The organism is Streptomyces sp. NPDC102259 (genome assembly GCF_044766465.1).
Taxonomy (GTDB): domain Bacteria; phylum Actinomycetota; class Actinomycetes; order Streptomycetales; family Streptomycetaceae; genus Streptomyces.
This window is the reverse complement of record NZ_JBIWMA010000051.1, coordinates 1-21,381: the sequence shown is the minus strand read 5'-3', so window position 1 is coordinate 21,381 and position 21,381 is coordinate 1. Positions and strand designations below refer to the sequence as shown.

Genomic DNA, 21,381 nt, shown 5'->3' with positions numbered 1-21,381 from the left:
CCCTCAACGCGTTCCAGATCGCCTTCGAGGGACGCCTGACCCCGAGCAACAACTGACCATCAACAACCAGGATCAGCCGTTAAATTGACACACCCACACCACCTGTCTGAGACAGGTCTTCAGGTCACATAACCCCGTCCAGGCCGGTGTCGCCGGGCAGCTGTGCGGCCGCCGCTTCGATCTCGGGGAACGAGGGGGTCATGTCGGTGCCGCGGCGGGAGCGCAGCAGGACGCGGCCGTTGGCGTAGCGGGCGAGCTGTGCGCGGTAGCCGTCCCACTTCGGCTCCGCGGCCCAGCCGGGAGGCAGAGCCGGGTCGGCGGTCGGGGCGGTCAGTATCGGCTGGGGCACGCGCCACGTCACCGGAGATCTCTTCCACCGGACGGCCGTGGCGTTCGGGTGTACTCCGGGACGGGCCGGTACGCGGCGGCGCCAGCATGGGTTCGACGACGACGCGTTCACCGCGCTGTGCACCCCGGACCGCGACCCGGCACGCGACGATGGCGGGAACACCCCGGACGGCCGCACCAACAGCCAGATCGCGGTACGCCGAGGCTGGGGATCAGGTCCCGCTAGTCCATGGAGAAGGCTGCCGATGCCGAAGCGAATCGTGCAGATGAGCCAGGGGTGACGGCCCCCGTTTGGCCGGTCAGGACCCCTCCATTCGCGCCAGACTCCTGGAGAGGGACGCTCCGGTGGAGCGTATGGGCGATATGGGGTGGGCGTGACCGAGCGCGGCAGGGCCGACCGTGCCGCTGCGGGGGAGACGGGGCTGGGTGTGAAGGACCAGGGCATCCAGCGCGCAGGCACGGCGACGGGGAACCGGCCAAGCGGGCGACAGGACAGCGACGAGCAGCGGCGAGTCGACGGGCCGGTGCGTGCGGTGCCGCGGCACGTGGCCTGCGTGATCGTAGGCGACCTGTGAGACAGCGAGCGGACTCCGAACCTGCCCCGACGGCCCCCGCGTAGCGGACGTGCGGCCGGAGCGGAGGCCGCCCGTACGAAACTCAGTTCGTCAGCTCGGGACGGCGCGCGACGCACGTCCGGGTGGTACTTCCCCGCGCGCGTGCATTCTGGCCGTTTGGGTCCGGGCGAGCGGCAAGAGTTGGGTCATGATCATGGATCCCGCTGCCAACTCCGATACCCCCGAAGCTCCCGGAACCCCCGGCGGGCCCGCACCCTCCCGCCGTACCGTCATCGCCGGCGCGGCCGCCATCGCCGGAGCCGGCGGGCTGACGATCGCCGCCACCTCCGCCGAGACCTCGCAGGCCGTCCCCGCCACCGCGGTCGCCGACTGGGGCGCCTGCCTGACGATCGCCCGGGCCATCCTCGTACGGGACGACGAGGACCAGCCGCTCGTACCGCGCTACGCCGACATCCTCCTGAAGAACGGCCTGCCCCGCTCGCGCCGCCCCGGCAAGAAGGTGCTGATCGTCGGCGCCGGGCCGGCCGGCCTCACCGCCGCACACCTCCTGCGCGAGGCCGGCCACCAGGTCACCGTCATCGAGGCCAACGCCAACCGGGTGGGCGGCCGGATCAAGACCTTCCGCACCGGCGGCCACGAGAACGCCGCCCAGCCCTTTGCCGACCCGAAGCAGTACGCCGAAGCTGGCGCGATGCGCATCCCCGACAGCCACCCCCTGGTCACAGGACTGATGGACAGCCTCGGCCTCAAGCGCCGTCGCTTCCACCTGGTCGACGTGGACGGGGCCGGCCGCCCCGCCTACCGGACGTGGATCTACGTCAACGGCATCCGCGTCCGCCGCGCCGACTACGCGCGCGCCCCGCAGGCACTCAATCGTTCCTTCGGAGTGCCGCAGGCGTACGAGTCCGTCCCCGCCTCGCAGATCGTCCGCGACGCCTTCGCCCCCGTACGCAAGGAGATCGAGGGCAAGAAGGACAAGGAACTCGTCGAGGGCTGGGCACGCGTCATCCAGCGGTACGGCCACATGTCGATGTACCGCTTCCTGACGGAAGAGGCAAGGCTCGACGAGCGGACCATCGACCTGATCGGAACCGTCGAGAACCTCACCTCCCGCCTGCACCTCGCCTTCGTACACAGCTTCATCGGCGCCTCCCTGATCAGCCCCGACACCGCCTTCTACGAACTGCCCGACGGCACCGCCACCCTGGCCGACGCGCTGTACGCCCGCGTGAAGGACCTCGTGCGGCTCGACCGCCGTGCCACCCGCATCTCCCACAGCGAGGGCAAGGTCACTGTCGAAACCGTCTCCGAGGGCCGCGGCGGCAGCCCCGTACGGCGCGAGACCTTCACCGCCGACACCGCCATCATCACCGTCCCATTCTCCGGCCTGCGCCACATCCCCATCACCCCGGCGCTCTCCTACGGCAAGCGGCGCGCGGTCACCGAACTGCACTACGACGCCGCCACCAAGGTGCTGCTCGAATTCAGCCGCCGCTGGTGGGAGTTCGACGAGGCCGACTGGAAGCGCGAGCTCGAGGCCGTGCAGCCCGGCCTGTACCGGAAGTACCAGACCGGGCAGAGCCCGGCGAACGGAACCCTGCTGGGCGCCCACCCCTCCGTACCCGAGGGCCACATCTCCGCAGGCCAGCGTGCCCACTACACGGCCAGCCGCATCGTCACCCGCGACCAGCCCGAGGCGGCAGGCGTCATCGGTGGCGGCTCGGCCACCGACAACCCCAACCGCTTCATGTTCCAGCCTTCCTACCCCGTCGAAGGCAGCGCCGGCGGCGTCATCCTCGCCTCCTACAGCTGGTCGGACGACGCCCTGAAGTGGGACTCCCTGGACGACGAGGAGCGCTACCCGCGTGCCCTCGCCGGGGTCCAGGAGGTGTTCGGGCAGCGCATCGAGGTGTTCTACACCGGCGTCGGCCGCACCCAGTCCTGGATGCGCGACCCGTACGCCTACGGTGAGGCGTCCGTGCTGCTTCCCGGCCAGCACACCGAGCTCTTCGCCCACGTCCGAAAGGCCGAGGGCAACCTGCACTTCGCCGGGTGCCACACCTCCATCAAGCCCGCGTGGATCGAGGGAGCCCTGGAATCCGCGGTGCGGACCGCCCTGGAAGTGCACACGGCGTAGCGGCCGCCCAGGCGGGGCGCCGTCAGCTCTCGGCGAGCACGATCAGCCAGTCCTCCTCCAAGAACCGGACCCGCTGCCGCTTGTCGGGGTTGATCCGCACCCCGTAGTCGGGGCCCGTGGCACTCCGCGCGCGCAGCCGGTAGCCGACCGCGCATTCCCGGCGCCGCCGCGCCGACTCGACGGCGGTGGCGAAGAAGACCTCATGGCCGGCCCGGACGTAGTCCGCGGCCGGCTTGAGGTGGAACTCGTGGCCCTCCGCCGTGAACAACTCCTCGAAGACCGCGGCGAGATACGGGCTCTGTGAGATCTGGGTCATCAGAAGGCTGATCAGCCGGCCGCTCACGATGAAGTCGGCGCCGTCACGGGCGGGCGCGAGGAGCCGGTTGCCGTCGTCGGACAGCTCGGTGGTGAGCGCGAGTTCCCGTTGCGCGGCGTCCCCGACAGCCCGCAGATGCAGCAGGGTGACCAGTGTCCTGTCGTCCGCCCGCGCCTCCGGATCCGTCACCGGAGCGAGGGAGGCGACGGGCGTGCCCGAGGCCGAGCCGCAGGCCGGGGCCGCGAGTTCCGTCTCACCGATCACGATCACGCTGTCGTACGAGGGCACGTTCAGCTTGGCCAGGGTGAGCGGGTCGGTGATGTCGCCCTCACGGAAGGAGACTTCGAGGCGGGACCGCGCCGCCGTGAGAGCTCGCGCGCCACGCGTGGCCGCGTACTCGCCGAGCGCCACGACGTCCAGGGTGGTTCCCGGGCTCACGTACTGGTCGAACTGCTCGATGACGAGCGGGGCGCGGCGGTTCCAGCCGAGCAGGAGGAGGCGTTCGGCCTGGACGGTCCTGGGCCCGGCCGTCACGATCGCATCCTCCTCGACATGGGAGGCCACGTCCGCCCGCACGGCCGTGTCGTCGTCCTGGGAGATGACGATGATCCGGTCGCCCGGGACGATCGCCACCCCCGGATCCGGATTGAGGGTGACGCTCCCGTCGGTGTGCAGCAGGCCGACCGCCGAGGAGGTGGCGAACGACAGCAGCGCCTCGCCGAACGTTCGCCCCACCAGGCCCCCGGCGGCGACAGGGTAGAACTCGTCGCCCTCGAAATCGAGCAACTCCGAGTAGACGAGCGAGAGGCCGGGCTGTCGGGCGGTCTGGACGAGGAGCCGGGCGACGATGTCGTCGACGCACAGGACGTATCCCGTGGGCCCGGCAGCCAGCCTGGCGGTCATGTGGTTGTGGGAGTCACGGACGGCGGCGACCACCACCGCTTCCCCCTGACCGGACCCGGGGACGGCCGCGTCGAGGGCGAGCAGCGTCTTCACCACGTGGGCGTCACCGGTGTCCCCGGTGGGAGGCAGCACCAGCACCGCCTTCGCGGTGCGCGGACTCACCCGGCACAGCTCGGTGGGGTCGGTGGTGCTCCCGTTGCGGCAGATGATCCGCGTCCTGCCACTGTCGCTGACGCGGGTGGAGATCTCGTCTTCCATCCACACCTTGTCCTGCGGGGCAAGCACGGCGACGGCGGAGCGGCGCTGGTTCGCGTGGGCGGCCACCAGCTCCCCGAGCACGGGAAAGACCTGGTCCGACCACCCCAGGACGACGGTGTGCCGCGTCTCCAGCACGGTGGAGTGGCCGAGGCGCAGCGACATGATGCGCCGGTTGATGCCCGTGGTGATCAGACTGACCAGGGTCGACACGAAGAGCAGCGCCACCAGCGCGAGCGATACGGAAGCCAGCACGTAGAGCGGTGAGCCGACGGCGCCCCCGATCTTCAGCGTCTGGCCGACGCTGACCCACACGGCGGTGAGCCGGCCGGAGAGCGTGGCCGGAGCGGCCCGGTCGGACCAGACGAGGACCATGCTCGCCGGAACGACGACGGCGAGGCAGGCCAGGGCGAGCCAGCCGATGAGCGCTGTCGTTCCCCCCGAGACCAGACGGTCGAAGCGGTACCGGAGACGGTGCCGGAGTGACGTCGTGTGCTGCTGCGCCACACAAGCTCCCGTACATGAGTCGATGCGCCGATCGGAGCGGCTGCCCGCCACCCCAGAATCACCCTAGGCAGATCCCTGCTCCCGCCCCCCTGGAACCGACCGACCTCACTCAGAGGTATGAACGCACTATGGAAGCCGGGCCGGGCGGGGTGTCGAGCGCGACGTTGGTGATCGGGTGCAGCACCGTGCCGGGGGGAAGGTCCGCGTGTCGAGAACCTCCCCATCGTGGTGCATGTTCGCACCGCTCGTGTGGAGGTGAAAGCATGCCCGGCAACCCGAACCCGCCCGCCCCGCCCCGCCCTGGGTCCGGCCAAGAACGCCGTGGCCGGGTCCGGCGTCGGTCAGGGGGCCAGGGCCTGTTCGACGGTGGGATGGCAGCCGATGACTTTGGTCCAAGCCCACGAGCTCAAGGACCCGCAGCACTGATGCCTGGGCGCCCGCGATACGCAGCATCCCTGAGCGCACTCATGCCCTGGTGGGCGGCGATGAGGGCGTTGATGGCGCTGGAGTCCATGAAGGTCACGCCGCTGAGGTCCACCACGGTCCGCGGCCGCGTCACGCTGCCGTAGGACAGCAGGGCCTCGGTGAGCTCATTCGTGACGGAGTGATCGATCTCGCCGCGCAGAGGGACCACCCGAACGTCGTCGACGGCGGTGTGGCCGATCGACAGGCCGGGCCGGGCTGCTCCGTGGGGGCGACCTGAACGGGTCCCGGTCCGTTTCAAGAGTTCTCGTGACGGCCCGTGAGTCCCCTGGCAACAAGTACATGGCAGCGACGGGGTGTCCCGTCTTCCTCAGAGGCGCCAGGCTCAGGCCGAACCGGTCGAGCCCGGGCTCGCTTCGGCGGCCCCGCCCACGACCGAAAGCAGGTCCACGACGAAGATCAGCGTCGAGCCCGCCGGGATCAAGGGAGACGGCGACTGCCTGCCGTAGCCGAGACGCGGGGGAACGATGATCTCGCGTCGGCCGCCGACCTTCATTCCCCTCACACCCCGGTCCCAGCCTTTGATGCCCCTGCCACCGCCCACAGCGAACTTGAACGGCCGGTCCTCCTCCCAGGAAGAGTCGAACTCTCTACCCGGACGCGAACGTGACACCCACATAGTGAACCCGGACGACCCGGCCCGGCTGTGCCTCGGCTCCATCCCCGACCACGAGGTCCCGGATCGTCAGCTCGGTGCCGGAACCTCGATTCTGGGCTTCGTCAGACCGTCCGAGGCTTCCGACGGGCAGCGCCGGACGGTCACCCTGCTTCGACCCGCAATGCCAGCACGGCAGTGCCAACCCGCACTTCCCATCCCCGACGCCCACGGACGGCAGCGGCACCGGCGATACCGGCCGGCGGATCGGTCAGCGCCATGGCGACATCCTCGGCGAAGGGGAAACCGCCCCACGTCAGTTCCCACCAGCCACCGCGACCCCAAAGACGCCTCCCCACGCGGCCTCCACACACATCGGTGCGATCCAGAGGATCCATGAACCAGTTACCCAGAGCCCACTGCCGCTGTGGATCACACAGCCCGATCCGTGACATCAGGCCAGACAGAAGAACCAGCGTGTCATCCGTCATAGGCAGCACGTCCGCCAGCGCATCGTGCTCCTCCCCAGTCAGGCCCTGATCGACGGTCCACACCCGGCGCTCATCGAAGTCACCGTCGAAGGGAGGAGCCGGGTAGCGATCGGTGACGGTCATTCGTGCGCCGGTCACCAGATGCCGAAGCTGGAAGGCGTCAGCCCTTGCTTCCTCCAGATGCAGGCCGGGCAGGCCCACCGGCTTGCCGCGAGGCACCAAGTACTTGAGCACATTGGACGGGGTGGGCGTGATGACCACCAAGTCCTCAGGCCTGGGGGAGAGAACCAGGTCGTAGTGGGTCACCGACGCCATAGCCCACATGCCAGGCCACTCCTGCAGAGGGCCTCCGTTGAAGATTCCCAAAGCCAGCAGTGCTCGGAGCCGCTGCTGGGCCAAGTCTTAGGTGTCGAAGCCCAGGTGGCCGCAACCACGGGGCACGCCTCGTGCAGCCGCCTGCGCGTGCTCGCCGGAGAAGGTGCGACGAGTTGCACAAGCGGAACGACGACGGGAGTGGGACATGCCAGAGTCCTTGCAGCCGCCCGGCCGGCGGACAGAGACACGGATCGACGATCACCGTGCGTGGAAGAGCGACGTGGGCGCCCCACACCCTCTCTGCAGATCGGTGACGGCCGGGCATCACCAGATATGCACGCCGAGTCGTCGCAACCGGCAGAAAGGCCACCACCCGTCACGGGTACGCCCAGGTCTCCACCCGGCCCATAAACAGCCGACCAGAACCACCATCGTCGCGCTCACGGCACGCCACATCACCTGATTGGGAGCTGGAGCCCGATGAGCATGTGGGCTGGCAGCCGGTCTGGAAGCGGCCCCGGAAGTTCACGTCGAAGGCGGACAAGAAGAAGGAGCTGCGCAAGCATCGGGAGCGGCTCCGGGACGCCGGGAAGCGCCGTTTCGCCGCCAGGCAGTCGCGCCGGCCCCGCTCCCGGCAGAACCGGATCGGCAACGCGGCGCGCGCCGCGATGCCCGCGCCCTGTCCCGGGTGCGGCACTCCAACGCCTGGCTGTGGTGACGATGCCGGGCCATCGTCCACCGAGTGGAGCCGACGATGTTCTGCATCCGGCGGCGATGCACGACATCGGGTGGGCTCCACCGAGTGGACGCCACCGTGGTGCGCAGCATCCGACGATGTCCGCCACTCGCGCGCGCACCCGGTGCGCCGCACTCAAGGTCCCGCACCGGGCAGCCAGGGACCGAGCAAGGGGGCAGGGTCTGCGGGGGCATGTGGGCGATCCCCTCGTAACCAACTCGTTTGCTTGATCGTTTGCGGGTCATGACCAACACAAAGCGCGCTTTCACGCTCCTCGCCCTCGCGGCAGCGGGTGCCATGCTGTCCGGCAATGCATACGCAGCCCCCCGAGCAACCGACCCAACTCCCCCGATCGGCATCGACGCAGGGGACGTCCTCGATGCAACGCACGTCGGGGATCACTGGAACTGGAACCAGATTGCTGCCGACACGGTTTCCAGTCCCGAGGGCTAGCCGCCAACGCCGCCGCTACAGTGCCCGGGGGCATTCCGTGCCGGGCCATGCCCTCTGGCGGTCCGCAATCGATGTCACGCTCCCCCCGCCCGCAGCGGGCGCCGAAGGGGGCCACTGCCGCAGGCCGGGGCGGCCATCAGCTGCCAGGCTCCTGCTGCTCAGCTTCCTGCTGGTCATCCACCGGTTGTGCCTCTGCGTCTTCTGCGTCTTCGGCGCTCAGGGGGTGGGCGGCGGCCAAAGGGTCCCTTCCTTTGAAATCGCTGGCTTTGTCCTTGAATTGATCCTGGAGACCCATGGGTCCTCCTCTGTGCGTGGGCTGTGTCTGTCTCTTCGTGAACGCGCCTCGGCCGTTCTGCGGTGTCGGTCAAACGGGTGGTGCACGCCCAGCGGGTTTGCCACGGCGGTGACCGCTCAGGGTTCGGTGAGAATGCGCAATCTTCGCTGCGACAGGTCAGCGGGTGTCCTGTGACAGCGAAGCTGAGCCGATTGCCACCTGTCCCGTGACAGTCGATCTTCCTCTTTGTCAGTGAATCTTGCTCAAACCCACTCTGTTGCCACTACGGTTTCCTCGGTACGTGGTTGCTCAGACCGGGGATGTGGGCTCGTGGCCGGAGACGGTGTCATACCGCTGGTACATCTGGACTCGATCGACGAGGTCCGTGCTGTGCACAAGATGCTGTTCGATCGAAAGTTCGATGGTCCGGAGGACGTGTACTTCGGGAGCCCGTTCATCGCTTCGGTCCAGCACAAGCTGGTGGACGCATTGGCAGCGGCGGAGCCGGCCAAGAACTGGGCCGCTTGGCGTGACGCGGCCGGGCACCCGGAGAAGGTGGAGAGGATCCGCAGCCACCTGGCCGGACTGGGCGAATGGTGGACAGTCGCGTCCGTCATCAAGCGGGAGGCATACGTCCGCGACCTGCTCGCGCCGCTACGGGTGGATGACGAACTGCTGGGCGAGCTGATCCGGTGAGCGCCGTGGCTGCATCGGAGCGTGAAGCGGCCGGAGGCGGGTTCACGCTCCGCTTCGGCGGTGCCGGAGGCCACGAGCGGGTTGTTCCGTTGCCTCAGTGCCACGGGCTGGCGTGGGAAGAGGCAACTCCGGTACGGACGTTCCGCTGGTCACGCGGGCTAGGGCATTTCCCAGGCTGGTGGTGGGCCGCATCGACTGGGCGTCATGTGGGGTTCGAGTCGTGGCTGGAACAGGACCGGCTGATCCTGTTGGACTTTGATCCGGATGTTGTGGGGATCGCTTCGCAGCCGTTCTGGCTGCACTGGCATGACGGGAAAGAGAAGCGGCGCCATGCTCCGGACTACTTCGTACGACTTGCCGACGGCCGTGCTCGCGTGGTCGATGTCCGTGCCGAGGACCAGGTCGACGAGCGCACCGCCGAGGCATTCGCAGCCACCGAGCGGGCCTGTTCGGCGGTCGGCTGGGAGTTTGAGCACGTAGGCGTCCCGGACCCTGCGCTGATGGCGAATCTGCGGTGGCTGGCCCGCTACCGGCATCCACGCTGCGCCGGCAGCCCTGAGATCGCAGCCCGGTTACAGGAGACCTTCGCAGGGGCGACGCCGTTGCTGACGGGAGCCGAGAACGTCGGGGATCGGCTGGCGGTGTTGCCCGCGCTGTTTCATCTGATGTGGAGGCAGGAACTGGTGGCCGATCTCGCACATGAGCGGCTGGGTCACACCACACTGGTGCGTGCTGCTGGCTCAGTGAGGGGCTTGCGGTGAGCGCGGGGCGTCGGCCGCGGCGGCCTGTCGGGGTGTCGATCGGTGATCGAGTGCGAGTGGCCGATGTCCTGCACACGGTGATCGCGGTGTCCGGCACGGCCGTGCGTCTGGCGGACACAGCTGGTGCGGTCACCGACATCGGCCTGATCGAGTTGTCGGCGGCCGACGACTTCGAGGTGGTACGCGCGTCATCGCGGACACCGGTTCCGCCGGCGACGCCGTTGGAGGGGCTGCCGGAGGCAGTAGCGGCGGAGGCATTGTGGTGGGAACAGCACATCGTGGAGGTGTTGCGCGGGGTTCCGCCGCAGGCGCCTGCCGGCACGAGGCCGAAGCCGGAGTACGACCCGGCGGTGGTGTCGCTGACCCGCCGTGAGCAGGCCAAGGCAGCGGAACTGACCGCTGCGGGGCGGCCGGTGACGGCAAGTGCGATCACCAAACGACGCCGCCGCTACGAGGCCCGCGGAGTGGCCGGCATGGTCGACCACCGGTCCGCCAAGCCCGTCAGCGCGCACGGCCGGGTGGACCCGCTGGTGGTGGAGGCGATGCGGAAGGCGGTCACCGAGGCCGCCCAGGACTCCACCCGGACGGCGACTTACCTGTTCTGGCGGACCGGACAGATCCTGGAGGAGGACCACGGCCGGGGTGCGGTCGAGTTGCCGTCGCAGCGCAGTCTCTACCGGCTGCTGGAGAAACTGTCGGCGGGCAAGCACACCACCGGATCGGCCCGCACCCGCCGGTCGCTGGCGGACCGGCCCGACGGGCCGTTCGGTGAAAGAAGTGCGGCGGCGCCGGGCGAGTTGATGCAGATGGATTCCACCCCGCTGGACGTGCTGGTCCGCCTCGACGACGGGGTCCCCGCCCGAGTGGATCTGACCGGCATGATCGATGTCGCCACCAGGAGCCTGACAGCGGCGGTGCTGCGGCCGACGACCAAGTCCGTGGACGCCAGCGTGTTGCTGGCCCGCACCGTCACCCCCGAGCCGATGCGGCCCGGCTGGGCGCAGGCGTTGGCGATGTCTCGCTCGGCGTTGCCGTTCCGGCGGCTGCTGGACATCGACGCGCGTCTGGAGCACGCCGCCGCCCGGCCAGTCATCGTCCCCGAGACCATCGTGGTCGACCAGGGGAAGGTGTTCATCTCCCGCAACTTCCGGGCCTCCTGCAACTTCCTGGGCATCAACTTCCAGCCGGTGCACGACGCGTCGGGCTGGGAGAAGGGCCACATCGAGCGGATGCTGGGTTCGGTCGGAACTTTGTTCGCCCAGTTCCTGGCCGGATACACCGGCTTCAACGCCGAACGCCGCGGCCGGCACGTCGAACAACAGCCGCTCTGGTCCTTGCTGGAGCTCCAGGAACTCCTGGACGAGTGGATCGTGGTCTGGCAGAGCCGACCCCACGACGGACTGCGCGACCCCCTGCACCCGGGGCGGATGTTCAGCCCGAACGAGAAGTACGCCGCTCTCGTCGAGACGGCGGGTTACGTCCCGGTCGCGTTGTCGGCGGACGACTTCATCGAGCTGCTGCCCGCGACCTGGCGGGCGATCAACGCCTACGGCGTGAAGATCAAGCACCGGACCTACGACGACCAGGCCCTGAACCCGCTGCGGCAGCAGCGGTCAGGCGTCAAGGACCGCAAGGATCTGTGGGAGATCCACTACGACCCCTACGACGTGTCCCGCATATGGGTCCGTGACCACTGGAACGGCGGCTGGATCACCCTGTTCTGGAAACAACTGCACCGCGTCGCAGCCCCGTTCGGGGAACTCGCTTGGGACCACACTCGCCGCACCCTGCCCGGAGCGAGTGAGGAGCAACTCGCCGATGCGGTCGCCGACCTGCTGCGACGAGCCCATCAGGGACCCGCTGACAGCGGTGGCGCGGGCGGCAGAGCCGGACTCAGCCGCCGGGATCGCCGTGTCGCCGCCCGCACCAAGTCCAGTCCGCCCTCCACCCCGATCGCGCCCAAGGAGCCCCCTGCCGACCGCCTTGCCGACGGCGAAGCGGGCCCGGCCGACGACGCTCCCGAGGAGAACATCGCCAAGGTGATACCGATGTCGATCTTCGACCCGTTCACCGAAGCGGACAAGCGGTGGTGAGCCAGGGGCAGGGCGGGAATCCCACAGATGGGTACGGGCATCTGCAACTGACCACCCTGCCCGGCTGGCGCGGGTTCGTCACCGAGATACCCGCAATGCCGGAACTGCTGCCCGAGGCGATCTGGTCGGGTCTCGCGGACGACAAACGAGCCTGCTACGACGATGACCGCATCGACCATCACTCACGGTTGCTGGTGGTCCAGACTCCCACGATCCGCCAGGTCATCACCTCGGGCCGCCGCCTGATCCAGATGAACAAGAACGCCCACTACGGACGATGCGGCCTGATGGTGTCCGGCCCCGCCCGAACCGGCAAGACCACCGCGCTCACCCAGCTCGGCAAGACCGTCGAGGTGATCCACCGACGGCGTCACCCGAACTCCTCCAGCGACATCCCGGTCATCTACATCACCGTCCCGCCCGCCGCTACCCCCAAGATGATCGCGATGGAGTTCGCCCGGTTCTTCGACCTGCCGATCTCCACCAGGAGCAACATCACCGACATCGCCGACGCGGTCTGCGGCGTCAGTACGGACGCCCACGTGACCCTCGTCGCGGTCGACGAACTCCACAACCTCAACACCGCCACACGCGCCGGCGCCGAAGCCTCCGACACCCTGAAGTACTTCTCCGAACGCATCCCGGCCACCTTCGTCTATGCCGGAATCAGCCTGGAACGCACCGGACTGCTCTCCGGCCCTCGCGGAGAACAGATCGCCGGCCGGTTCGGCATGGTCCGCACCGGACCGTTCGGCCAGGACCAGCAGTGGACCGCGCTGATCGCAGCCCTGGAAGACAGCCTCAGGCTCCACCGCCACCGGCCCGGCGCCCTCACCCGGCTCGACCGTTACCTGCACCAGCGCACCCACGGGATGATCGGAAGCCTGCTCTGGCTGATCCGCGGCGCCGCCATCAACGCCGTCCTGGACGGCACCGAGAAGATCACCAAGAAGGCCCTCGACGCCGTCGACGCCGACTTCACTTCCCAGTCCCCACGGCCACCCGCCGCGTGATCAACACCCATGCTGCCCCGAGAACGAGCCGAGAAGATCCTCACCCTGCACGCGGCCGGATGGCCGGTGAAGGCCATCGCCAACCACATCGGCCATAGCCACCAGACCGTCCGCGACTACATCAACGGCCGCAGAACGCCAGGGCTTCGGGCCCCACGGCCAAGCCTGCTCACCGACCCCCTCGCCAGCTACTGCCGCCAGCGACTCACCGAAGACCCGCACCTGCGGAACAGCGTCCTGTTCAACGAAGTAGCCGACCTCGGCTTCCAGGGAAGCCGAGCAACCTTCTACCGCGAGCTGAAGCGCCGATACCGCCTGCTGATCCCGGCCGGCCGCCGGGGAACCAACTCACAGGAGAAAGATCCCCAGACCTCATCCGGGATGTCTCCCACCCTCACCCGCAGGCACGAGCGGACACCTGTGCTGCCACAGCGAGTCGCCCCGATCGCAGGAGAAACCCTCAACTCCTACCTGGCCCGCATCGCCCAGGCCAACCACCTCACCGTCACCGAGGTACTGGCAGTACTGCCCACCTGGTTCTCCACAAAGACCAACAACCTCGACGACCGAGCCCATCACCACATGCTCGCCCCCGCAGCCACCCACGCCCTGCACGAACTCGCTCACCTCACCAGCACCACGCCCGCCGGCCTGGCTCACGCACTCCCCGCCTTCGGCACCGACGAAAGCCCCGTCCGAGCCACGACCGCCTGCCACCAGTGCACTGCCCGTCTCGGCATCCGCCAGCCCGTCCCCGTCCACCTCCCGGTTCACCACAAGGTCTGCACACGGCACGGAATCTGGCTCAGCGATCTCGGAGAACCCCACCTCGACCTCTCCATATGCCCCGAGATCACCACCGCCCAACACCAGGCGAACCGCCTCCTCCGCCGCTTCACACTCCAGCAACTCACCCTCGCCCACCAAACCGCGGTCCAAGCCGTCCCGCCCTGGCCGGCCTCCCCAGCCGCCGTCCCCCACCACTGGAGATACCGGCTACTCGCACTGCAGACCCACAACCACCACCGCGGCATCTCAACCGAACTCGACACCTTCACACACGCCGCGATCTACCCCGACGCCATCGAACTCGCCGCAGCAGCACTCGCCAAGCATCCTCGTGATCCAGCAAGATCCACTGGCGAAAACTCTCCGCATCTCCGAACGACGGCACTCGCGGGACACGGCGACTTCGCCACTCAAGATTCCTCGTCGCAGGTCAAAGCGACTGCGTCAGGGACGACTCGGTGACACAGGACACCACCGAAGTTGGACCAACCCGGCCCGTGCCGCCCGACGCGGTCACCCCCCCCCCCGGAGCGACGACAACCGGACACGCTCCGACCAGCGCCGATTCATCATTACGGGGATATACGGCCCGGCAGCCCGTCCAGCCGCCGGGTGATCAGTAGCGTGCAGCACGTTAGCTACAGACTGCATGTCCGCTTCGCTTCGCGCGGACTGCCCTGCGATGTGGAGGCGTTCTGATGGTGTCCCTCGGCGGTCTGCTCCCCCCGATCGGCCTGGAGATTCCCTGCTCAAGCTACGCGGTCGACGTGCCGATGAAGTTCGATGAGCTCGGCCTGGTCTCCCTGGACTTCAAGGGCGGCATCAGGGTTCGGGTCGAGGCCAACATCGCCGGCGGCCTCGGCGGCGTGAAATTGAGGATCATCGGCGAGGAGTACAGCGCCGACCACCCGACCCTCGGGCGCGTGACCCTCTCGCAGGCCGACATCGACACCACCCCGCTCAGCCTGCTCGAAGTCCTCGGCAACATGCCCCCGAAGTTCAAGAACACCCTGTTCCACGACTTCACCCTCACCATCGAGAAGCCCCCGGGCGGCGGCAGTGGCCCGCTGGTCCTGTCCAACACCAAGACCATGACCACCCTGCACGACAGCCTCACCGTTTTCCCCCCGCAGGGAGCCGTCTACCAGCTCCAGCAGCCCGTGGAATTCGCCCCGGCCGGCGAGCCGAGCAGGGCCGTCGCCCAGCTCCTGCAGCTCCCGATGACCCGCTCCCACAACCCCTGACACCTCTTCGCGGCCGGGCGCCACGACGCTGGCGCCCGGCCGCGAAGGCCGGTCCAGGGCGATCTTGTACTCATGGCCAGCAAAGACCCGTCGGGAAGACGTCGGTAACCCGCGGAAACAGAGGAACGGCGTCGGACTCCTGGCTGCCGGTTCTGTTACGCCAGCCCGGCGTTGACCCGGTGCAGCGTCGACCTGGTCGAAGAAAGGCTGGCTGGCCCTCTCTACCTGCGGCAATCCATTTCCACTGTCACAAGCGACGGTTGGTCCAACTTCGGTGGCAATCGATCCAACTTCGCTGTCACAGGACAGCGGCGCCCACCAGATGGTCACGGCTCGGTAACGGCGCTCGGTGGAGTGTCACACCGTTGACTCTCGCCACACCTCTAGCAAGTGACGGGGGATTCCGTCCGGAGTCCCGCGCCGCTGCGTGAGGAGCTTCGTCATGACGTACACCAGCAGCGCCCGCCAGCCCGAACCGGAGCCGCGCCCGACCTGGTCAAGGGGTGCTGAGCGGCCTTCGGGCGGCCCGGAATCCAGTGCCGTGAACGGTGCCGCGAACGATTCCAACGTCATCCCGATCACCGCAGCTCACACTGCCCGCCAAGGGGCCATCCGGCCCGCCGACAGCCTGGGAGCCGCGGGTGTCCGCTGTCGCGGCGGGCGTCTCCTCCTCTGCTCCACTTCGGTTTGAGCGGTCAGCTGGTCTCAACCTGTGAGGCTGGGACCAGCCAACTTGATGAACCACCGTCACATCAGTTCCGTGGATCGTCCCGTGTGCGCCTTGCAGCCCGGTTGGCGGCCAGCAGTGAGCCGAACAGCAGGGTCAGGCCGGCCGTAACCGCGATGCGCACCGCGCTGTCGCCGTCAACTGCCCGCCACACCAGCAAAGTGATGCTCCAGAAGAGCAGGGGCCAGAAGATCCACGGTGCCCACCGGTTGCCTGGCTTAGCCCATGGTGGCAGCGTGCGCGGATCGGAGTGTTGCCTCATAGGTCTCTCCCTCCTGTTCATCGACTCCCTCGACTGCCGTTCTGCAACATCCGTGCTGGATAGCCTCCACTCCGCGCTCGCCGGTGATGTCCACGCCTTCACCGAGCACGCGAACCGAGGCGAGGAACGCGCGGTGCACTCGGCGTCCGGCCGCGTCGGTGCCGCCTGCGAACTGGCGCAGCGCCTCCCGGCGTTCGGCTACAAGGTGGTCGCCGCACAGCCAAGCCGACCACACCCGGTTCGGACCAGGCTGTTTGATCAAGGTCCGCGGGGTGCGGCCCGTTGCGTCTTTCCGGGCTCATCGGCCGTGTTCGGAAGCTGCTTCACATCCCCTTCGCGGAGGGTGAGGGCATGTAGTGCGCTACCGAAGTGGATTGCATTTCGGTTGGGCGCAGGTGAACGGACCGCCGAGCGGCAGGTGATGTCAGTAGTTCGTCGATACTTGTGAACTGCGGTCATGCTTCCACTGCCCCCCTCACGGGCGGTTATCCCGGCGAAAAAGGGGGAGCCGACACCGGTCCGTCGCCGGTCGACCGGCGGAAAGCAGGCAGCAAACACCACCTGATCTGCGACGGACGCGGCACCCCGCTCAAGGTCATCACGACCGCGGTGAACGTCAACGACGTCACCCAGACCCTCGCCCTCGTCGACGGGGTCCCGCCCGTCGCAGGCCGCCCCGGCCGGCCCCGCCGGCGACCCGAGGCACTGCTCGGGGACAACGGCTACGACTCCAACGGCCACCGGGACGAACTGCGTCGCCGGCGGATCCTGCCCGTCATCTCCCGCAAGGGATCACCGAACATCAAGGGCCTGGGCAAGCTCCGCTACGTTGTGGAACAGACCTTCGCGCTCCTCCTTCAGTTCAAGCGCCTCGCCGTCCGCTGGGAACGCCGCACCGAACTCCACGACGCTCTTGTGTCATTGGCCTGCAGCCTCATCTGCTGGAGACGCCTCAACAAAGCCCGGTCCTGATCACCTTCCAGCCGATCAGACGCACCCCAGCACCTCGAGAGGGCATGCGCTCATTGGCGCGGCACCCGCCTGGTTCCGGGCGTCTGCACACTGACCGTCTCGGCTGCGGTGAGGATGAGCCGCTCGGCCCCTGCTTCGACGACATCGACCAGCAGAGCACTCGTGTCGTCAAACCGCAGGGGGAAGCACGGATCGAGCTCCATCAGGAAGTCGAAACTCTCCCTGTCCTCCGCGCCCAAGGGCGACTCGGGGCTCGCCTCGCAGGTCCAGGCGTCTCCGGAACGGACCACGACCCGCACGCGAAACCTGCCCAGGCACGTCGATCGATTCGCCCACCACTCAAGCGCCGCGCTGCCCTCATAGCTGTCCACAGGCCAAGTATCGAGGGCGACTACGTGATCAGGACCTGCGTTCACAAGATCGTGTTACGAGCTCTAAGATCCCCGAGTCAAGTTCAGACACCGCAGAATTCGGCGTCGACGAGGCGCTGTTCGTGGATGTTCCAGTCGCCGTTGAAGTTCAGCGACAGCACGTGATCTCCGTCTGCCGTCGCCATGGTCTGCGAGATGGAGCCCTGAATGCCGCCGTTGTGCCCCCATATCTCGGTACCGCACGACAACGTCATCCTCATCAGTCCCAGGCCGTAGGAGAAGGTGGGCATGTTCTTGATCGAGACGGTCGTCATCATCTCCTTCAGTTGAGGCTCCTCCAGGAGCCGACCGGAGAACAGGGCCCGGTAGAACCGGTTGAGGTCTTGATTGCTGGAGATCATCTCTCCTGCGGCGCCCGCGAATGAGGGGTTGAGTTCGGTGACGTCGTAGATCGTGCTGTTCGGCTCTCCCGGCCCGGCAAGCTCCCCGGTCAGCTTCGAGTAGGCGCGTCCGCTGGGTCCGGGGACGCGGGCGCGGGTGCCCGGCAGACTGGTGGAATCCAGGTGCAGGGGGCGCAGGATGCGCTGCTCGATCTCGTAGGCGTAGGAGTGGCCGGTAGCCTTCTGGATCACCATGGAGGCGATGACGTAGTTGGTGTCGGAATAGCTCCAGTCGTCGCCGGGGGCAAAGGCCGGCCGGTGTGTCATGGCGAGTCGGACGATCTGGGAGGGCGTCCAGGTGGCGTAGCGGTACTTGAAGAAGTCGGTGCCGAACTCCTTGCGCTTGAATTCCTCGTCATCGGTGTAGCTGTAGATGCCGCTGGTGTGGTTGAGGATCTGCCGTAGCGTGATCTCGCCGCCGTCGTGCCCGTTGCCCTGCACCAGGCCCGGCAGCCAGTGGTCCACCGTGTCGTCCAGGCTCAGCTTCCCCTCCTCCTCCAACTGGAGCATCGACGTGGCCACGAACGTCTTGGTGATCGAACCGACCCGGAAGCGGTCATCGGCCTGCGGCTTGCGGCCGGTTGCCAGATCCGCAGTGCCCGCAACTCCCGCCCAGATGTCGCGCCCCCGCTCGACGAGCACGATGCCCCCGGGCGCCCCGTCCTGGACGACCGAGTCCAGGGCCGCCCGGGTGGCCGCGTGCCCGCCTCGTGTCGCGGAAGCGTCCGCCCTGCCGACAGCCGACGCCGGCAGGGCGAGACCGGCGCTCATCACGACCGTGGCGACCGCCCCGACGACAGCGACCCGCAGCCTGTGCTCCCCCCGGCTGCGGCCACCCCTCGTGGACGTACGTGACCCGTTGGCTGCGTATCCGTGCTCATACAAGAAAAAATCCCGTCACTGGTGGGGGACGACCTGATCTGGACCCAGTATTTTCGATCAAGGTCCGGACCGGGATACCGCCAACCACCTGCTTGAAGGTGGGGTTACCCCCCCAGCCGGGGGGACGACGGAGGTTCAAAGACGGGATCTGAACGACGAGCGACGTGACGTGTCACGCCCAGTCGATGCCGACAAGGCCTAGTAGGGCTTGGTCATCTTCATCCGTAAGTGGCGTCTCTGTTGGTGCTTGGGTGTCGTTGGGTTGGTGTGACACCTGAGGAGATGGCCGGGGTCCGGGAGGCCTTGGAGGCATTCGCGGCGGAGTTGTTCGACGGGTTCTTCCGTGCGGATCAGCGGCGGTGGGGGCAGGCGTATGTGCGGGGGTTGCTGCTGGACGGGCGGCGCAAGTCGGTTGAACCGATGGCGGCCCGCCTCGGTGAGGACGGCAACCGGCAGGCCCTGGCCCACTTTGTGACGACGAGCCCGTGGGACCCGGCGCATGTGCGGGCCCGGACGGCCTGGAGAATGCAGGAGGTGATCGGTCCGGAGGCGTTGATCGTCGACGACACCGGCTTCCTGAAGGACGGGGACGCCTCGGCGTGTGTGTCCCGGCAGTACACCGGCACCGCGGGCAAGGTCACCAAATGCCAGGTCGGAGTGTCGCTGCACCTGGCTCGGGATCAGGCCTCGGCCGCGGTGAACTGGCGGCTGTTCCTCCCCGCGTCCTGGGATCCGGCCTCTTCGGAGGCGGACCCGGACAAGATCGCCCGCCGCACCCGCTGCGGCATTCCCGCAGGAGTGGGGCATGTGGAGAAGTGGCAGCTTGCCCTGGACATGATTGATGAGACCCGGTCGTGGGGCATCGATGTTCCCCTGGTCGTCGCGGACGCCGGTTACGGGGATGCCGCCGCTTTCCGCCACGGCCTGGAAGAACGCAACCTGCCCTATGCGGTGGGTATTTCCTCCCGCCACACCGCTCATCCGGCCGACGCCCGGCCCGTCCAGCCCGCCTACGCGGGCACCGGCCGGCCACCGGCAATGCACTACCCCGAGCCCGCGCAGACCATGAAGGACCTGGTCATCGCAGCCGGCCGGACGGCCGCGCGGCCGGTGTCCTGGAGGGAAGGCTCCCGGCCGGGCAAGGGCCAAAGTGGCTTCAAGCGCATGTACTCGCGGTTCGTCGCCCTGCGGATCCGCCCGGCCGGACGCGGCATCCGCAAGATGGGCGACGATCCTGAGCTGCCCGAGCGGTGGCTGCTGGCCGAATGGCCCGCTGACGAAAGCGAACCCGTACAGTTCTGGCTGTCGAACCTGCCCTCCGGGATACCGCTGTCCACGCTGGTGCGGCTGGCGAAGCTGCGCTGGCGCATCGAGCACGACTACCGCGAGATGAAACAGGCCCTGGGACTTGCCCACTTCGAAGGCCGCACCTGGGGCGGCTGGCATCACCACGTCACCCTCGTCTCCGCCGCCCACGCCTTCTGCACGCTGCAACGGCTGGCACAAGACCCAAAAGACGCGGCGCAGGTCTGAGCCTCTACCAGGCCGTCCGGGAACTACAGACCCTCCTCGCCACCTGGGCCGGAGCCTGCCCCACCTGCCACCGCGACATACCCACACCACTACGAACCTGCCCAAGCCCTACTAGGGCCGTGGGTGGCGGCGGCCTCGTAAAGTCGTCCCATGCCGCTGCACGCCAAGAAGCACCACTTCATCCCGCAGTTCCTGCTCCGACACTTCGCTGGCCAGCGCGGCAAGTTGGTCATCCACCAGGTGATGAGTGAGCGGCGTTTCAACTCGTCGGTTGGCGACGTAGGCCATCGCAACCTCGGCCACTCGATTTACCGGCCCGGGCAGGAGCCCGATCACGTCTCGATGGAAGCCACCATGGGCAACATTGAGGGGGAGGCCGCCACTGCCGTTAGGGAGTTGGTTCAGAGTCGGGAGCGTGCCGTCCCCACGCATGCCCGGCACGCCCTCGCCTGGCTGTTGGCCCTGCAGCGGCAACGAAGCCGGTTCCTGATGCACACGGTGACCAAGAAGATCGGTGCCGAGGACCGTGGGCTGTCCGACGAAGAGATCCAGACCGCCATGATGGGGCTGATCTCTATGCACGTGATCCGTCCCTGGCTCCTGCGGAACGACGACGACGCGTACTACAAGGACCAGTGGAATCATCTCGTTTCCACGTTGCTGTCCAGCGATATGCACTGGTCCTGTTACCGCCCTCGCGGCGGTGGACTGCTGGTCAGCGACAACCCGGTCTGCCTCTCGGGTGTCGTGGGAACACCGCCGCCCGAGATTCCCCCCGCCTTCTTCGATCACGGTGTCGGGATAGGTTTTGACAATTTTCGACGCCTGACCGTGCCGCTCGGCAGCCGCCTCGGCGTGGTGATCTCCCGTGACCCACAGGACGCCTCGCGGCTTCGTGTCGCAGACTTCAACCGCTTCACCGTCTTCAACAGCCGGGAGTTCGTGGCGCACGCACCGGAATGGCCAGGTACTCACCCGCGCCTCGCGCAGGATCTGAGCGAGCTGATGATGAGGCAGCGCATGGTCGCGCCCGCCTTCTTGCAGGACTACGCCCCTGGCGGCCGTACCTAGAACCGTCCTCGCAGAGCTCGATGGGGAGCGATCGCAGGGCGACAGGGTGTGTCAATTTAACGGCTGATCCTGGTTGTTGATGGTCAGTTGTTGCTCGGGGTCAGGCGTCCCTCGAAGGCGATCTGGAACGCGTTGAGGG

At 67.8% G+C, this 21,381-nt stretch carries 17 protein-coding genes and 3 pseudogenes; 11 read left to right on the top strand and 9 right to left on the bottom strand.

The features are described from left to right. Window positions 1-124: 124 nt before the first annotated feature. Complete coding sequence (locus ACIRPU_RS43765) at window positions 125-349, bottom strand: hypothetical protein (RefSeq protein ID WP_403878642.1); 225 nt, start codon at window positions 347-349, stop codon at window positions 125-127. Between the two features lie 767 nt (window positions 350-1,116). Here ACIRPU_RS43765 and ACIRPU_RS43760 point away from each other — a divergent pair. After that, entirely contained in the window at window positions 1,117-3,060 is a 1,944-nt protein-coding gene (locus ACIRPU_RS43760; RefSeq protein ID WP_403878651.1) for a flavin monoamine oxidase family protein, read from the top strand. A 22-nt stretch (window positions 3,061-3,082) separates the two neighbouring features. On the opposite strand, the gene ACIRPU_RS43755 is transcribed toward ACIRPU_RS43760, so the two are convergent. From ACIRPU_RS43755 to ACIRPU_RS43740, 4 genes and pseudogenes are all read right to left on the bottom strand, one after another. Further along, window positions 3,083-5,041, bottom strand: a complete 1,959-nt coding sequence (locus ACIRPU_RS43755) for an NAD-binding lipoprotein (protein WP_403878639.1) — start codon at window positions 5,039-5,041, stop codon at window positions 3,083-3,085. Window positions 5,042-5,447: 406 nt separating this feature from the next. Next, entirely contained in the window at window positions 5,448-5,675 is a 228-nt protein-coding gene (locus ACIRPU_RS43750; RefSeq protein ID WP_403878636.1) for an STAS domain-containing protein, read from the bottom strand. Window positions 5,676-5,849: 174 nt separating this feature from the next. Further along, a pseudogene (locus ACIRPU_RS43745) lies at window positions 5,850-6,248 on the bottom strand (FKBP-type peptidyl-prolyl cis-trans isomerase). Window positions 6,249-6,283: 35 nt separating this feature from the next. Continuing rightward, window positions 6,284-6,925, bottom strand: coding sequence for a hypothetical protein (locus tag ACIRPU_RS43740; protein WP_403878632.1), 642 nt, complete (start codon window positions 6,923-6,925; stop codon window positions 6,284-6,286). 407 nt (window positions 6,926-7,332) lie between these two features. Between ACIRPU_RS43740 and ACIRPU_RS43735 the strand changes: the two are divergent. Next, window positions 7,333-7,643: pseudogene (locus ACIRPU_RS43735) on the top strand (hypothetical protein). Window positions 7,644-8,250: 607 nt separating this feature from the next. On the opposite strand, the gene ACIRPU_RS43730 reads toward ACIRPU_RS43735, so the two are convergent. Further along, on the bottom strand, window positions 8,251-8,409 hold the full coding sequence (locus ACIRPU_RS43730; RefSeq protein WP_403878629.1) for a hypothetical protein: 159 nt from the start codon (window positions 8,407-8,409) through the stop codon (window positions 8,251-8,253). Between the two features lie 309 nt (window positions 8,410-8,718). Between ACIRPU_RS43730 and ACIRPU_RS43725 the strand changes: the two genes are divergently transcribed. The 6 genes from ACIRPU_RS43725 to ACIRPU_RS43700 all read left to right on the top strand — a co-directional run bounded on the left by ACIRPU_RS43725 (window position 8,719) and on the right by ACIRPU_RS43700 (window position 14,984). Further along, complete coding sequence (locus tag ACIRPU_RS43725) at window positions 8,719-9,084, top strand: hypothetical protein (protein WP_356050905.1); 366 nt, start codon at window positions 8,719-8,721, stop codon at window positions 9,082-9,084. 89 nt (window positions 9,085-9,173) lie between these two features. Further along, complete coding sequence (locus ACIRPU_RS43720; protein WP_403878648.1) at window positions 9,174-9,845, top strand: TnsA-like heteromeric transposase endonuclease subunit; 672 nt, start codon at window positions 9,174-9,176, stop codon at window positions 9,843-9,845. A 542-nt stretch (window positions 9,846-10,387) separates the two neighbouring features. After that, window positions 10,388-11,938: a Mu transposase C-terminal domain-containing protein gene (locus ACIRPU_RS43715; RefSeq protein WP_403878645.1), complete on the top strand. Its 1,551-nt coding sequence runs from the start codon at window positions 10,388-10,390 to the stop codon at window positions 11,936-11,938. Next, entirely contained in the window at window positions 11,935-12,951 is a 1,017-nt protein-coding gene (locus ACIRPU_RS43710) for a TniB family NTP-binding protein (RefSeq protein WP_403878626.1), read from the top strand. Before ACIRPU_RS43715 ends, ACIRPU_RS43710 begins: the two co-directional genes overlap by 4 nt. Before the next feature lie 9 nt (window positions 12,952-12,960). After that, window positions 12,961-14,202: a TniQ family protein gene (locus tag ACIRPU_RS43705; protein ID WP_403878623.1), complete on the top strand. Its 1,242-nt coding sequence runs from the start codon at window positions 12,961-12,963 to the stop codon at window positions 14,200-14,202. A 236-nt stretch (window positions 14,203-14,438) separates the two neighbouring features. Next, window positions 14,439-14,984, top strand: coding sequence for a hypothetical protein (locus ACIRPU_RS43700; RefSeq protein ID WP_403878620.1), 546 nt, complete (start codon window positions 14,439-14,441; stop codon window positions 14,982-14,984). Window positions 14,985-16,031: 1,047 nt separating this feature from the next. On the opposite strand, the pseudogene ACIRPU_RS43695 reads toward ACIRPU_RS43700, so the two are convergent. Beyond that, window positions 16,032-16,217: pseudogene (locus tag ACIRPU_RS43695) on the bottom strand (hypothetical protein); the annotation flags it as partial. A gap of 200 nt (window positions 16,218-16,417) precedes the next feature. Here ACIRPU_RS43695 and ACIRPU_RS43690 point away from each other — a divergent pair. After that, window positions 16,418-16,945, top strand: a complete 528-nt coding sequence (locus ACIRPU_RS43690) for an IS5 family transposase (protein ID WP_403878617.1) — start codon at window positions 16,418-16,420, stop codon at window positions 16,943-16,945. Between the two features lie 50 nt (window positions 16,946-16,995). Here ACIRPU_RS43690 and ACIRPU_RS43685 read toward each other — a convergent pair whose 3' ends face one another. Together ACIRPU_RS43685 and ACIRPU_RS43680 are read right to left on the bottom strand one after the other, a co-directional pair. Further along, window positions 16,996-17,316: a hypothetical protein gene (locus tag ACIRPU_RS43685; RefSeq protein WP_403878614.1), complete on the bottom strand. Its 321-nt coding sequence runs from the start codon at window positions 17,314-17,316 to the stop codon at window positions 16,996-16,998. Window positions 17,317-17,399: 83 nt separating this feature from the next. Beyond that, entirely contained in the window at window positions 17,400-18,527 is a 1,128-nt protein-coding gene (locus ACIRPU_RS43680; RefSeq protein ID WP_403878612.1) for a serine hydrolase domain-containing protein, read from the bottom strand. Window positions 18,528-18,920: 393 nt separating this feature from the next. Between ACIRPU_RS43680 and ACIRPU_RS43675 the strand changes: the two genes are divergently transcribed. Further along, window positions 18,921-20,171: an IS701 family transposase gene (locus ACIRPU_RS43675; protein ID WP_403878609.1), complete on the top strand. Its 1,251-nt coding sequence runs from the start codon at window positions 18,921-18,923 to the stop codon at window positions 20,169-20,171. A gap of 150 nt (window positions 20,172-20,321) precedes the next feature. Then, complete coding sequence (locus ACIRPU_RS43670) at window positions 20,322-21,242, top strand: DUF4238 domain-containing protein (protein ID WP_403878607.1); 921 nt, start codon at window positions 20,322-20,324, stop codon at window positions 21,240-21,242. Window positions 21,243-21,381: the final 139 nt, after the last annotated feature.

Coding starts and splice junctions, on each gene's coding strand:
- ACIRPU_RS43705 (WP_403878623.1), top strand. CDS start 12,961: ATGCTGCCCCGAGAACGAGCCGAGAAGATCCTCACCCTGCACGCGGCC.
- ACIRPU_RS43700 (WP_403878620.1), top strand. CDS start 14,439: ATGGTGTCCCTCGGCGGTCTGCTCCCCCCGATCGGCCTGGAGATTCCC.
- ACIRPU_RS43760 (WP_403878651.1), top strand. CDS start 1,117: ATGGATCCCGCTGCCAACTCCGATACCCCCGAAGCTCCCGGAACCCCC.
- ACIRPU_RS43670 (WP_403878607.1), top strand. CDS start 20,322: ATGCCGCTGCACGCCAAGAAGCACCACTTCATCCCGCAGTTCCTGCTC.
- ACIRPU_RS43715 (WP_403878645.1), top strand. CDS start 10,388: ATGCGGAAGGCGGTCACCGAGGCCGCCCAGGACTCCACCCGGACGGCG.
- ACIRPU_RS43740 (WP_403878632.1), bottom strand. CDS start 6,925: ATGGCGTCGGTGACCCACTACGACCTGGTTCTCTCCCCCAGGCCTGAG.
- ACIRPU_RS43675 (WP_403878609.1), top strand. CDS start 18,921: ATGGCCGGGGTCCGGGAGGCCTTGGAGGCATTCGCGGCGGAGTTGTTC.
- ACIRPU_RS43680 (WP_403878612.1), bottom strand. CDS start 18,527: ATGAGCGCCGGTCTCGCCCTGCCGGCGTCGGCTGTCGGCAGGGCGGAC.
- ACIRPU_RS43730 (WP_403878629.1), bottom strand. CDS start 8,409: ATGGGTCTCCAGGATCAATTCAAGGACAAAGCCAGCGATTTCAAAGGA.